A 521-nucleotide genomic window follows, 5' to 3' on the forward strand; every position below is an offset into this window, starting at 1 on the left:
GATCATGCATTATTAGATTTGTTATGGCGTCATCAGCGAGGTTTGCTCGATTGTCAGATTACCTCGATAGTGAGTAACCATCCTGACTTGCGCCAAGCGGTCGAAAACTTCGGTATACCGTTTCATCATGTACCAGTGACTAAAGATAATAAGGTAGAGGCAGAAGAGCAGATTCATACATTGATGGCAGGTAATGATTTGTTAGTATTGGCGCGTTATATGCAGATATTATCATCTGACTTTATCGAACGCTGGCCGATGCAGGTTATCAATATTCATCATTCGTTTTTGCCCGCATTTGTGGGGGCTGACCCATATCGTCAGGCTTATGAAAAAGGCGTTAAGCTGATTGGAGCGACTGCGCATTATGTCACTGCGGAGCTTGATCAAGGACCCATTATTGAGCAAGATGTGCACCGTGTGACTCATCGCCAAAGTGTGATAGAGTTACGTGCTATTGGCCGTGATATTGAACGCAATGTATTGGCTCGCGCTGTAAATTGGCATGTGCAAAACCGAGT

At 44.5% G+C, this 521-nt stretch carries 1 protein-coding gene; it reads left to right on the top strand.

What is annotated here, in order from left to right; all coding sequences use genetic code 11:
• Positions 1-521 (top strand): formyltetrahydrofolate deformylase (locus ACS8FD_RS24465; RefSeq protein WP_439277752.1); only part of this gene is annotated, 521 nt, incomplete at both ends.

The organism is Psychrobacter sp. 1U2, assembly GCF_051847575.1.